Origin of the sequence: Legionella jamestowniensis, from assembly GCF_001467745.1 — a bacterium.
Classification (GTDB): Bacteria; Pseudomonadota; Gammaproteobacteria; order Legionellales; family Legionellaceae; genus Tatlockia; species Tatlockia jamestowniensis.
The window spans coordinates 77,224-90,321 of record NZ_LNYG01000001.1 but is presented as its reverse complement, the minus strand read 5'-3'; the positions used below and the strand labels follow the sequence as shown (position 1 = coordinate 90,321).

Below are 13,098 nucleotides of genomic sequence, written 5' to 3'. Positions count from 1 at the left end.
TAAATATAGCTTTTAAATTCATTTTTGCAGATTCAATATTCACCATGATTAAATTTAGGTCAATTTGTTTATTTACAATAACTACCCTTAATTTAACAATTTCTTTACATAACCAAATTTACAACTTAACAAGCCCTTAAGTTTTATTTGTTACTATACATACAGAATGACAATTATTTAATCATTTTTATAATGATTACTATTTTCTGCACGGATTCGCGCTGGTTTAACTTCAATAATGAGAACTATTATGACTGTTCATGTATTTGTTGGTGTGGGCCCTGCAAACCTCCATCGTGCGATTAAAATTAGAAAACTTGACCCTAATGCCGAGTTTATTTTTATCGATAAGCGCTTAACACCCGAAACTGAAGATAAAATTGATAGAACAACAGCTCGTGCTAATATTTTTCGTTTTGAAAATGAAGATGTCACTCAAAAATTGCTTGATGAGGGTGTTAATTTGGAAGGGATCATCCATCAACGCCAGTTTGATGTTAAAACAGGATTCCAGCATGGAGATGATACAGTTTTCTCTGCTAAGGATTTTACTCAAATACAGATACGTGATTTACAAATCGCATTCCTTAAAACCTTATTTGCGGCAAATAAAAAGCCCAAACTCATCCCTCAAACTATTCGTCTGGACAGTAATGAAGTAATAGCAGAAGACGTTAAAAACGTATTAAAAAAGAATAATATTGCTACTCATGGAGAAATAAAAATTCATGTCGCCACTGGCGCTTTAATGGATAATGAGAAGCAGCAAGAAATAATTTATCCAGAGAAAGCTCAATATTTTATGCCAGAGGCCACCGATGACATTAAAAATACAACCGTCACGCCACTGCATGGAACTACAACTTTCATCATTACCAACCAAATAACGTGCGATCAATTGCGTGACGCTCAACGTTCCCTGGATAGTACAAATTGGCAAGAACCGTTAAAACAATTTGGTTGGAGTCTTGTAAGACCCCCACGCATCCGCGTTTTTTATGCCAACGATATTTTATATATTGGACCAGAAATACCCGCTCAAATGAGCAGCATGAAAGATAAAAAAGACTACGAGAAGGCTGTAACCGCTTATACCCGTACTATTGCTACATTAGTGTTCCCTGACTTGTGTGAGCAAGTTGCCCATTTACCTGTCAACCCTCACCTGCGTTCCCGTTTTCCCACGCCGCGAGGCGAACGCGGTAATGTCATGAATTCGCATGAGAACATCACCATTTTCCACCATGGAGATAGACGTTATCTTCCTCACTATCAAACCGGTAGTGGTTTTGTGACCGCCTTTTTACAAAATGAGCTTTATGCAGAGATTTATGCTTGTAATACGTTCGAAGAATTAGTAGCCCTTGCCAAAGCGAAAAGTCCTGAAACGCATCAAACTCTTAATGCGGACTCGCTCAAGGATACCTATACAAAATTAATTCCAGAAAATGCAGATGAATCATTAAAAGAAAGGTTGGCTTTAGAAGCGTGTCAAAAAGAATTTTTCATGGCGTTTTCAAGAGATATTATCGAAGAAAACAAGAAGAAAGTCGGACGCTATTTAAAAGCACTTCATAGCCAGGAACTTGGAACATTTGCAAACCCTGTCGTCCTTGCAGAAATAATCAATAGTTTCAATCGCCATCATGGTACTCGTTTCACCTCAGAGCCTCCCCTTTCTTCGGAAGAAAAAGCGGTGTTCGTTGTTGCTCTGCTATCAACGCATAACGCTGCCTTTTTAAGGGAAGTTTTGCCGCAATTATTGAATAAAGATTTTTCTCAAGTTAACGATCAACAACTGTTTCGCATTTGCAACATGCATATTCTTGATTACCTCAACACTTTATCTGAAGACCAGAAAAAATACTTGCCAACACCCGCAGGCATAGTTGAAAGGGTTTTATTTAGGACCACTGATTCGCAAGACCCAGTAATCAAAAATTTAAAGAATATAACGAATTTAAATCCAGAGGAATTAGCCACTGCCATTAAAACAATTGCTAGTGAGTTCGCTACCAAAGAAGAATTACACCATCGCGCCGCCATTTCTTGGTTTAAGGGAAAACACAGCGAGACTATTCATCAATTTGTGAAAGAACTCAAACAAATTGCTAATGAAATCGAGCAACCCGATTTAATGGGTCTCCAGGCGATAGGGGTAATAATGGAATTTAACAAAAAGCTGCAGGCTGGCCATTCCCGCAGAACCCTACAAGCCCTAGAAAAAATTACTTCTTCAGTATTGTCTTCCACTGAAAGCCCCCTCATGCTTGCTTAATGAAAAAGACAAACTTCTCTTAAGAGGAGTTTGTCTTCCATTTTCTGCTTTAATTCCACACCAATTAGCCATTAGTTGTTTACTTAGAACTCTTTTTGCTTGCTTTCTTGAGTTTTTTGTGATTATTAATAGTTATATAAGGAAATATAATGCACAGAAGGAGCTGCCAATGCCTCACATCGAACAAAAAAAAGTTACTTCAGAAAAGCAGGAGATTGAGTTAAGTAACCTTACTGTCCCCCTTTCCCCACAAGATGAGCTCGCCAAAATTGCTATTACTCAAGAACAACTTACCCAAATTAAGCAAAGTTTGGGGGCAATCATTGATACCATGCAGCAAAATGACAGTCTATTTTCTCGAGCGGCCACGTTTTGGGGTAATCTTCCCTTGTGGCAAAAAATTTTAGGGGGCATTGTTTTGACAGTGCCTACTTTAGCAGCCGGTATTGCTGCGCATATTGGGATTTTATTAGCCATTAGCGGCGTTACCGTAGTTGCTTATACTGCAAGTGGAATTGTATTGGATGATCACCACAGCTGTAATAAGAACATTGCCGACAGATTAAAGCAGGGTATTTATAGTTTGGCGGATATCCTCGAAATCACTATTAAAGCCCTTGATAAAATTCGTGAAAACTTAGCCAAAGAAATTGATCGCTTCCGCTCTGAAAATGACAGACTTGCTAAAACGCTCGATAGCTTCAATGATCAAATGGAATCACTTACCAATCAAGTCGAAGTATTAACTGCTACGGCAGAATTACTCAAAGAGCAAAAAGAAACATTGGAAAAAGCAACCGCAAAATTGCAAAAAACAGTCGAGGACAATGAGGGATTATTAAAAGCGAACCAGGAAGAACTCTCACAACTTAAAAAAGATTACGAACAAAACAAAATACACTTAAGTGAAAAAATAGGTGAGTTAGCAGAGGTGCGTGCCTCACTAGGACTTGAAGTTCAGAAAGCCAAAAAAATTGCAGCAGCGCTTCAAGGGACAGTTAACACGTTATCCGATACAGTCATTACTGATGGCGACCAACGGATAGCCTTTCAACAACGATTGGAATCATTTCTAAGGGATGAAAAGGTGAGCTTTGCCAGTGTGGCTGAGCGTATTTGTAAAGCAGAAAGAGAGCTGGCCGAGGTAAAAGAGGAATTAAAACGCAGTAATGAACGCTACGAACAATTGCTTCACCGCCAGGAAACGCAGGTTAGTCGTTTGGAAAATCTGGATCTATGGACTAATTCTGCCGCCAAGTTGCCAAATCTGGGGCTTTATGCACGGAAAAAGCCCTCATTAAACCTGGCAGTCTCTCAACCTGATAAAACACCCTCTGTATGAGGCACAAATAAATGACAGCGCTTTATACGATTGGGCATTCAAATCGGAAACTTCAAGACTTTCTTGATTTACTCACGCATTATAAAATCAGCAAGTTAGTCGATGTACGTACCATTCCCAAATCACGTTATGTTCCCTGGTTTAATAAGGAATCGCTTGCTGATTCTCTAAAAGAAATATCTGTTCAATATCAACATGTGCCAGCCTTAGGTGGTCTACGCTCCCCCAAAGCGGATTCCATTAATCTTGGCTGGCATAATTTGAGCTTTCGAGCTTATGCCGATTATATGCAAACTAAAGAATTTTTTTCTGCATTAAAAGACTTAAATGCGATGACTGCGAACGAGCGGGTGGCTATTATGTGTGCAGAAGCAGTCCCCTGGCGCTGTCATCGCTCATTAATTGCAGATGCAGAAATTATCAGACATTTTCGCGTTTTTCATATTCTAAATGAGACTACTGTGCAAACACACCACTTAACATCCTTTGCTGTTGTTGATAGAGATAAACGGCCCATGCGGATTTATTACCCTGAACCTAACGTATAATTTTCTTAAGGCCCGAAGGTTTAGTTATATTCTAACGCTAAAAAAATCCTATAGTCTAAACTAAAGAGATATTGAGAGTATTGCTAATATACTTAATAGGGCAGCCTGGGAGGATCCCTAAAAATGGGCAAAAAAACTGTGACTTCAAGTAATTTATCTTTACTCAAAAAACCCACAGGAATTAATGGTATTGATGAAATCACTTTTGGTGGGTTACCTGAAGGAAGACCGACACTATTATGTGGTAGCCCTGGTTGTGGGAAAACATTGATGGCAACCCAATTTCTTGTCAACGGAGCAATGCAATTTAATGAGCCAGGTCTTTTTGTCTCCTTTGAAGAAACTGAATGTGAATTAATAACCAATGCATCCTCCCTTGATTTTAATTTACAAAAACTTATTGATGAAAAAAAATTAGCTATTGAGCATATTTTTATTGACCGAAATGAGTTTGAAGAAGCCGTTTCTTCCCTTATGGATACTTGGATACTGTTGCAAAGTGTGCATGCGAATGGTGAAAATAATCGAATTATTAGTGTCCTAAAATCCCGAGGCATGAAGCATTCAAATCAGATCAGAGAAATGCTAATAACAAATAACGGTATTGATTTTACCGATGTATATCTCGGTAAAGGGAAAGTTTTAACTGGTTCAGCACGTATCACACAACAAGCGATAGAATCTCAACAGGAAATCAATCAGAACTATGAAATAAAACATAAGCAGTGCGAAAACCTTTATAAAGTAAAAACCATTGAAGCGCAAATCAGTGCTTTACAATTAGAATTAGCAATGACAAAAGATGACATACAACATGCTATTATCCGCAGCAATAAACTAGAAAAATTAAATAAAAATGAGCAGAAAAAAATGTCAAGTTCGCGAATGGCGGACAAACTTAACATTGCAGCACAGAAAAAAGGGTAGTGTATGGACATACGTGCAACGGGCAAAAAATATAAATGGATCATGGTGTTATACATTGCAGGCCACACACCCAGATGTATTGCTGCACTATCCAATTTAAAAAAAATATGCGATGAGTACTTGCCTGGTCAATATACTATAGAGATTATTGACCTTCTAAAACAGCCTGCGCTTGCTAAAGAACATCAAATCTTGGCTATCCCTACTTTAATTCGGAAATTACCCCAACCAATAAGAAAAGCGATTGGCGATTTATCAAATAAAGAGCGTATAATTTCCGGTCTCGAGCTACGCTACCATGAAAAATAAACACTATTCTATTGAAGAAATTACCGAATTAAAAAATAAACTCCAGGAAGCCGAGGAAATATTGGCTGCTATTCGCAGTGGAGAAATCGATGCTTTTGTCATTGAGAATAATAAAAAGCAACGCATTTTAACGCTAAAAGACGCCGATCAACCCTATCAAGCTTTAGTTGAAGCGATGGGCGAAGGTGCTTTAACGCTTACAACAGATGGCACTATTGTTTACTGTAATACCTGTTTTACCAAGATGATTGGAAAAGAGTACTCCAAAATTATTGGTAAAAAATTCTATCATTATTTTAATAAAGGTGAACAAGCCGAGATAAGGGACTTACTTAAGAAGCTCAATTCCAAACCTAATACCAGAGAATTCATTTTAAATTCAGCGCATGTACAAAAAACGGTTTACTTATCGCCTCATCTCATTCATTTAGACAGTGGAGAAGAATACATCTCACTTATTGTTACTGATATTTCAGAATTAAAAAAAAATATCATTCAACGTATGCATGCCGAGGAGCGCCTACAATTTTTAATTTCTCATGACATTTTAACGGGATTGGCGAATAGAAATTTATTAACTAAATTTATCACTAAAGCGATACAAACAGCAAAAAAAAACAAGGAAAAGGTCGGCATACTTCTGGTCAATCTTGATCGCTTTAACAAAATTAATGATACCTTAGGCTATGATATGGGGGATCATTTGCTGCAAGTGATCGCTAAACAGCTCGAAAAAAATATCCAGGATGAAGGCACAGTAGCCAGAATCGGAAGTGATGAATTTGTTATTGTCCTGATTCAAGAAAATGTTGAGGCCATTATAGCCAAAGCTAAATACATTTTAGGTGGCTTCGAAAAAAAATTTATATGTGTCGATCAAGACGTCAAACTTACTGCAAGTGTTGGAATCAGCATTTATCCGCAACATGGCGATAATGAAAAAACACTATTAATGAATGCAGCGATTGCTTTGCACCAAGCAAAAGAATTAGGTCGTAATACCATACAAATTTGTACGGAAGAGATGGCTATAAGAACAAAAGAACGTCTCAACCTGGAAAAAGAATTTTATGATGCTTTTATCAATAATAAGCTAGAAGTTTATTATCAACCTCAAGCAGAACTAAAAACAGGTCTCATCTATGGTGTAGAAGCCCTGCTACGATGGGAGTGTTCTAAAGATACCTTTGTTTCTCCTACGAAGTTTGTACCTTTAGCTGAATCTATGGGTTTAATAGACTCTTTAGGAGAATGGGTTTTACGAACGGCCTGTAAAGATTATCAACAATGGCTTAAAGAAGGGATTCATTTAAACAGTATCGCTATTAATTTGTCAGCCATTCAGTTGAAAGAAAATAAAATAATTCATGTGGTGCAAACATTACTTCAAGAAATAAATATTAACCCCTCTTGTCTGGAGTTTGAAATTACTGAAAGTATTTTAATACCTGATACTCCTATTCCTATCAGTATCTTAAATCAGCTTAAACAGTTAGGAATTACTTTGTCTATTGACGACTTTGGTACGGGTTACGCTTCTTTAAATTATTTAAAACGCTTTAATGTAGATAAGATTAAAATTGATCGTTCTTTTATCATCGGCATAGGACAAGACTTTTATAGTGAAGCGATTATCATAGCGATGATTAGTATCGCCCATAGTTTGAAAATTAAAGTGCTGGCTGAAGGTGTTGAGACAAAAGCACAAATTGAATTTCTAAAAAAACATCATTGTGATGAAATACAAGGATTTTACGTGACTAAAGCCTTACCGTCCAAAGAGTTAATGCAATTTGTAAGAGAAAACCCACGTATAAACTTCAACTAATCTATTAATTCACCTAAGTCCTGTAACTGCAGTTTCCCCTGTTTGATCCGTAGATAATTCTGGCTCAATTTTGTCAATTTTATGAATAAAACTTGTTAATGCTTTTGCAGTGCTGGTATCAGGTGATCCTTTAAAAAATCGATTAGTGCCAGGAATGATAGAAAATAAATTTCGACGATAATAATCTTGTTGCACATTGATTAAAATTTCTTTCATCTCCTCTCGGCTGTGGGCTTTTCTTAACTTCTCTACAGCATCTTCAAGCAAGTGGACATTACTCTCCAACTGAAAAGGTTTGACTTTAGCTTTAATGAGTACGGTTATCGCCTCTTTTTTTATGACATCCAGCTGAAGGTTAGTAAAAAATTCACGATGCCTATTATCACTACTAAAGATTTCCTTCAATGAGTAGTTATCCCCCGCCATAATGGTAGTGATGTTGGCTGACAGCTGGGTAAATTCCAGAAACCATACATCCTTAATTTTTTCATAAATTTTTTCTTTATGCTTTTCTTCCAATTGCAAACTATTCTCACTATCCAATTCAATAGAATTGATAAGCAGCTTATCTATCTCATCAAGGAGCGCCTTATAATGATTTTTAAGATCTAATACTTCCTCAGCAAGGATAGAGTCAGAGACAAGGGTTGTATTGATAAATCTTATATTAGTCAATAAATTAATAAAAACTTCTTTCTCTTTACTCTTTTCAATTAATAATTTTTCTTTCAATTTTTTAATAAATTCTTTGTCTTCTTCCTCATATTCCTCAGGATTTATTTTTTCCAATTGATCTGCCGACATCATGAGAAAACACTCTAATATGTCACCTTCAATTTTTACATTTTTTGTAATGGCAGGTGTATTTTGCGTAGCAATTCTGGCTTCTTGTTGTAACGCAAGCTTTTTATCCAAATCAATATTGAAGTCCAAGGTTGTGATATCCACAGGTAAACTGATTACCCGCTCGCTAAAATCATGTTTTAATGCATCGAGTAATTCTTCAGTATTGGCTGCAACATCAATACGACCACTTGCCAAGTATTTAATAAAATTGATAATTGTTGCCAAGATGCCTGATTGTCTATTTTTTTGCTGAGCAAATGCAAAACTTAACGTTTGGTTAATTTTTTCTTCCTTTCCCAGTAAGGCATCTTTTCTTAGATGAAGCAAATGCCTTACAGGAAGATTATCCCCTACCCCACCATCAATGTATTCATTGATTTCACCCGTCGTTTCATTTTTGAATTTAACCGTTTGAAATACTAGCGGGAAAGAAGCGGAAATTCTGGCTGCCAGCCAAATTGGCATAAAGGGTGTTGTTTCATCGGAGAATAACTCTAATTTTTTTTTGGTTAAATTAGTTCCTGTAATAATTAAACGTTTGACTCCCGCATTACCCAGGCAAGTATTAAGAAGCTCTAGATCCATAAAACTAACTGCATCAATGTTGATCTCTTGTAATTTTTCAAATTGTTCAGTGAGCCTTTCTAAAGGAAATTCAGGGGGTTGAAGTTTTTCATTAATCTTAAATCCAGACCTCAACCATTGATTTATAGCTTTGACGCTGTCATTAACCGTTGCTTCCTTCTCCATACCCTCTAAAAATTTAGCGATATCTCCTTGGAAAGCGGAATTAGTGTCTTTGTCTTCTTTGAGTAGCTGTAAATGATACTGAATACTCGTCTTTAATATTGATTGGGCTGTATCAATTTTATTCGGCAAATAGTCTTTAATGACCTTTTGAATATAGGCTGATAACTTATCGCCTGTACACAACCCTCTTTCCGAAAAGGCCTTCGAAAATGCATAATCTTTAAATTGATTAAAATCTGTATTATTTATTACTTGGGTGATTTCTTTTGCAGTCATCCCTATTGCAACCATCAGGGCCGTTAGAGCACCCGCTGAAGAGCCTGCTATAGTATCGACTTCCCTTAAAATCCCTTTTTCTTCCAAAACCTGAATAGCACCACCATAAACAACTCCCTTGGCTCCCCCTCCTCTTAAAGCAAGTTTTCGAATAGGTTTTTGTGGCAAATTAAAAGAATATTCTTTTGCCAATAATTTTTTATTTACAACTGACATACGATCTTCTCTTCTAAAGATAAAAGATACTTTTAAAGTCATTATAACTGTAGAAGATTAAGTGTTGCTTATGTAAGCGGGGTTAATAAAGACTTATTAGACAAAAATTTATAAAATGCTTAATATTTTATTAAGTTTTTCCTTTTATACTGTTTGCAAAACATTAAAAATTTTAAAAAATTGCATAACTTAGTTCATGATTTGGCTCATTTTGAAATTTATCTGAAAGGTGGCGACACTTCGGAATTAAAACGTTATTTGCAGTACTATGATAAACGTTTGGATGAACTCAAAATCAATTACCACCAAACCGTTATTAATACTATTCCAGTCGTTGAAAATAATGTTAAAAATCTCCTTAAAAATTTAAAAATTCCTTCTTATCAATGGAAAGAATATTTAAACCTTACTGTCTACAATTTTCTATTAAAGCTCCACCGGGAATCACATCCTCAAATCGCTTATCTGTTGAAATTGCTGGATGAAAAACAACCACCCAGTCAATTTAGGATTTTTTTAGGGATAGGGGTAGGGATTGCGTTCATGTCCCTTATCGCATCTCCACAGATGCAAGGGGTTTTATTGTCGCTCGAAGCCTTACTCACTTCGGTTATTGGTTTGCCCATTTTAGGATTGATTTATAATCTTTCGAGTACTTTTTATTTTGTTTATCAAACTCAAACAGATGCAAAAAAAGATTTATTTTCTCGGTTATATGATAATTTTTTCTTACTTGCAAACACCTTAATCAATATAATGGCTTACAGTTTTTGGATAGCAGCAGCAACACCAATGACGCCACTTGTGGCTGGTTTATTTGTGGGTGCTTCTATTGTAAATGTGGTGAAAGAAGTTGCCAGTTTGGTACAGGAATATGTCAAATTTCAGAACCTTCCTGCCATTCAAAACCCCTCAGATTTACTTGCTCACCAAACGTATCTGCGACAGACTCATGGATTTAACAAACACCGAAACGTTTTATTAATCAATCTTGCTACATCGGTTTTATTAGTGGGAGTCATGGCAGCATGGTGTTTTATTCCTGGCGGTTTAATGGTTACATTAGGTGCCTTGACAGGTATTGGAATTTTATACGGCCTTAAACATTTCGCCTTAAAACAAAATGATAAAAGAACAAGAAATGCCTTACAAAAACAATTAAAAGCAGTAGAAAAGGAATATGATCGTATCCAGTTAGCCGAGCTATCACCCGTGTCCCCTGCCTTGTCTCAATTAACACCTCAGTTAAATTTAGAGAACACTATTATACCGGAAATCAATGAGCTACCACCGAATCAAATACCTCGTAAGATAGAAGAAGCTCTCGAAGAAGACTCATTGTTAATGCCTCTATGCCCCTAACTTATTGCTCCACATCGATTTCCCTAAGCTTCTGGAAGCAAAGGGTTGTGTTAATTTGTTAAACATATGGTCACAAATATCTTTTGTGAAAAAGGTTTCTTCACCTGAGAAGGTGTTAATTAACAGGTTTTAACCATTGTAGCTATCGCATCAATTTTTTGCGCTTGATTTCGATGGGTTAGGGTTTGGATAGGTTTAAAGAACAACGGTGAATGATTTTTAGCATCACCCACACTATCGGCTGTCTCCATGGTGGGAGCGTTCTCTTTATCTGAATCAGCATTCAATGAAGTTGTTAGTTTTTGTACTACCAAATTAATATGTCTTTGAATTATTGGAAACTCTTGCTGCAGGGCTAATTTTAGTGCTTCATATTCCCGGCCGCCTGTTTCTGTTAAGCGATTTAATACCAGCTGAGGCACTTTTTCATACCCTAAATTCACATTGCTATGAATGTCATACCATTCCAAACATAAACTATGGCGCCTGATAAGATTTTCTTTTCTATTCTCGAGTTCCTCTTGGCGCAATATCCCACTCTCACCACTAGCTTGGTAGAAAGCTTCAGTCTCATCACAAACCTGTAATTCCTGGACATAAAAATCACGCACTACCTGTGCCTTTTCTTCGGTACCAAAAACCGCTACCATCCGGGCATTCACCTGAAATTCAGGAATCTGGAAAGGACTACCGTAATAAACTTCCCGCAGGATCTTGTAAACCTTATCTTTTATCTCTACATATTTTGTTGCTAACACCATTCCCAAAAATAACGTTGGAATTAATATAATGGTAAAAGCCAATTCAGGAATTGCCAAAGGAGCCAATAAGGCAGCAACCAAAGTAACAAATGCAGCAACCACTAACAAAGGCATTACCGTTCTTAAAATTTTTCGGTATCCACTTTTTTCATAAAAAGCAATATCACGATACTCTCTATAAAGCGATAAAAAAGGATTCAGTAAACTGGAGATTATCCTTCTAGTTTCAGCAATTTGCTCAGCAGTACGTCCATAATTATAAATATCGAGAATTGCCAAAAACGAACTTTCATTCTGTGTGGAGAATCCAGTCGCTTGAATAAATGCATGGGCATCTGCCAGCTTATTTAGAAATTCTTTTGTTTTTTCAACCGTCTTGCTCTGCCAAAAAAGAGAAGATAATGAACCGAGTAATTCCTCTTGAGATGAAGTAGTAGACATCCATTGTTTTTGATTAATTAGCAATAAATTATTCTGCAGTTTTTTCTCCAGCCCCCTTTGATAATTGGTAAACCAATCTTGCAACTGCAAATTTTTACTAAAATTGAATGACCTGAGCACTGTGTTTGCTAATAATCTCGCCTGTTCCAAATTAAAATAATGAAGATTCACATAGTCAAATGATGCATTGGTAACTTGTTGCAGGTGGTTAAAAATGATGATGGTCAACACCTTTTCTTCAATGGATGAAAAATCAACACTATCCGTGTGCAAGGAATAAAGATATTGTTGTGTTAATTCCGCTATAACATTTTGATCTTCGTTTAGCCAGATAAAGAACTGGGCTAACGCATTCATTCGCTCTTCAACAATAGCAAATTGATTTGCAATTTCTTCAAGGCGTTGTCGCTCTTTTTCGTAGGCAATGCTCTCTCTCAGTAATCTTACTTCGTCAAGCTGTTCAAATTGTTCCAGCCAATGTTGAATGAGTGCCGTTTTTTTCTGATTAAGTGAATGGAGCTTCTTTTCAAGCAAGTCTAACTGTGTAATTTTATGCCAAGCCTCTGTAAAGAAAAATTGTTCATGGGCTTTGTAAATTTTTCGATCCAGCTTAACCAGCGAAAGTAACTCTTGTGAAAATTGCGATTGCGCTAGTCTTTTTTGCTCTTCCTGACTTAAAAAAGCAATGTCAGGAAAAACCTCTGGAAGAAGTTCAAGAATGATTGCCGTAGTAAGCTTTTTATAGTCTTCCTCTCTCTCAATTCGCTGCAAGAGTTGCGCTTTCTCTAACTCAATTTCTTGTTGTTTTAATTTCCCTTTGTTCTCGATATCACTAACTAAGTAATGCCACCAGGAAATGGACTCTTGAAAAGCAGACAGTGATTGAGAGATTTTATCAGTAGTATTGACAAACAATTTTCCCGCTGGAGACTTTTCAAAATCGGCCCTGACTTCTTCGGAGAGTAGTGTGTATCCTGGAATCAACAAATCAGCAATATCAAGAGATTTCATATCTAAACCAACTTTGGTATGAAATGCCAGCATATTGCCATTAAAAACTTAAGATATTATTAACGGGTTGAAATATTGTAATATTTATCCAGTTTGTTAGTTTATTACCTATAGCGAGTAGAGAATTTTTTATCGAGTGCATAATTCTATAAATTCAAACACCATCGTGATATTCTGTAATTATTCATCTTAAATTAACTATT

Annotated in this window: 9 protein-coding genes; 7 read left to right on the top strand and 2 right to left on the bottom strand. The window is 36.4% G+C overall.

Annotated elements, in window-relative coordinates; translation table 11 throughout:
- Positions 1 to 250 precede the first annotated feature (250 nt).
- The 6 genes from Ljam_RS00350 to Ljam_RS00325 all read left to right on the top strand — a co-directional run bounded on the left by Ljam_RS00350 (position 251) and on the right by Ljam_RS00325 (position 7,232).
- Complete coding sequence (locus Ljam_RS00350; protein ID WP_058448155.1) at positions 251 to 2,278, top strand: hypothetical protein; 2,028 nt, start codon at positions 251 to 253, stop codon at positions 2,276 to 2,278.
- A gap of 169 nt (positions 2,279 to 2,447) precedes the next feature.
- Positions 2,448 to 3,620: a LegC2/C7 family Dot/Icm T4SS effector gene (locus Ljam_RS00345; protein ID WP_058448154.1), complete on the top strand. Its 1,173-nt coding sequence runs from the start codon at positions 2,448 to 2,450 to the stop codon at positions 3,618 to 3,620.
- Positions 3,621 to 3,631: 11 nt separating this feature from the next.
- Positions 3,632 to 4,168 (top strand): DUF488 domain-containing protein, encoded by a 537-nt coding sequence (locus tag Ljam_RS00340; protein WP_058448153.1) that lies wholly within the window; start codon positions 3,632 to 3,634, stop codon positions 4,166 to 4,168.
- A gap of 123 nt (positions 4,169 to 4,291) precedes the next feature.
- Positions 4,292 to 5,095, top strand: a complete 804-nt coding sequence (locus Ljam_RS00335) for an ATPase domain-containing protein (RefSeq protein WP_058448152.1) — start codon at positions 4,292 to 4,294, stop codon at positions 5,093 to 5,095.
- Positions 5,096 to 5,098: 3 nt separating this feature from the next.
- Positions 5,099 to 5,404, top strand: a complete 306-nt coding sequence (locus Ljam_RS00330) for a circadian clock KaiB family protein (protein ID WP_058448151.1) — start codon at positions 5,099 to 5,101, stop codon at positions 5,402 to 5,404.
- Positions 5,394 to 7,232, top strand: coding sequence for an EAL domain-containing protein (locus tag Ljam_RS00325; protein ID WP_058448150.1), 1,839 nt, complete (start codon positions 5,394 to 5,396; stop codon positions 7,230 to 7,232). Before Ljam_RS00330 ends, Ljam_RS00325 begins: the two co-directional genes overlap by 11 nt.
- Positions 7,233 to 7,241: 9 nt before the next feature.
- Here Ljam_RS00325 and Ljam_RS00320 read toward each other — a convergent pair whose 3' ends face one another.
- Positions 7,242 to 9,320, bottom strand: coding sequence for a patatin-like phospholipase family protein (locus Ljam_RS00320; protein ID WP_058448149.1), 2,079 nt, complete (start codon positions 9,318 to 9,320; stop codon positions 7,242 to 7,244).
- 180 nt (positions 9,321 to 9,500) lie between these two features.
- Here Ljam_RS00320 and Ljam_RS00315 point away from each other — a divergent pair, with 180 nt between their 5' ends.
- Complete coding sequence (locus Ljam_RS00315; protein ID WP_131762279.1) at positions 9,501 to 10,682, top strand: hypothetical protein; 1,182 nt, start codon at positions 9,501 to 9,503, stop codon at positions 10,680 to 10,682.
- Between the two features lie 119 nt (positions 10,683 to 10,801).
- Here Ljam_RS00315 and Ljam_RS00310 read toward each other — a convergent pair whose 3' ends face one another.
- Positions 10,802 to 12,895 carry a hypothetical protein gene (locus Ljam_RS00310; protein WP_131762281.1) on the bottom strand — a complete coding sequence of 698 codons (2,094 nt, stop codon included), beginning with the start codon at positions 12,893 to 12,895 and terminating at the stop codon, positions 10,802 to 10,804.
- Between the last annotated feature and the right edge of the window lie 203 nt (positions 12,896 to 13,098).

Excerpts from the sequence above, each read along its gene's own strand:
- Ljam_RS00325 (WP_058448150.1), top strand. The coding sequence starts at position 5,394 with ATGAAAAATAAACACTATTCTATTGAAGAAATTACCGAATTAAAAAAT.
- Ljam_RS00320 (WP_058448149.1), bottom strand. The coding sequence starts at position 9,320 with ATGTCAGTTGTAAATAAAAAATTATTGGCAAAAGAATATTCTTTTAAT.
- Ljam_RS00330 (WP_058448151.1), top strand. The coding sequence starts at position 5,099 with ATGGACATACGTGCAACGGGCAAAAAATATAAATGGATCATGGTGTTA.
- Ljam_RS00350 (WP_058448155.1), top strand. The coding sequence starts at position 251 with ATGACTGTTCATGTATTTGTTGGTGTGGGCCCTGCAAACCTCCATCGT.
- Ljam_RS00335 (WP_058448152.1), top strand. The coding sequence starts at position 4,292 with ATGGGCAAAAAAACTGTGACTTCAAGTAATTTATCTTTACTCAAAAAA.
- Ljam_RS00345 (WP_058448154.1), top strand. The coding sequence starts at position 2,448 with ATGCCTCACATCGAACAAAAAAAAGTTACTTCAGAAAAGCAGGAGATT.
- Ljam_RS00340 (WP_058448153.1), top strand. The coding sequence starts at position 3,632 with ATGACAGCGCTTTATACGATTGGGCATTCAAATCGGAAACTTCAAGAC.
- Ljam_RS00310 (WP_131762281.1), bottom strand. The coding sequence starts at position 12,895 with ATGAAATCTCTTGATATTGCTGATTTGTTGATTCCAGGATACACACTA.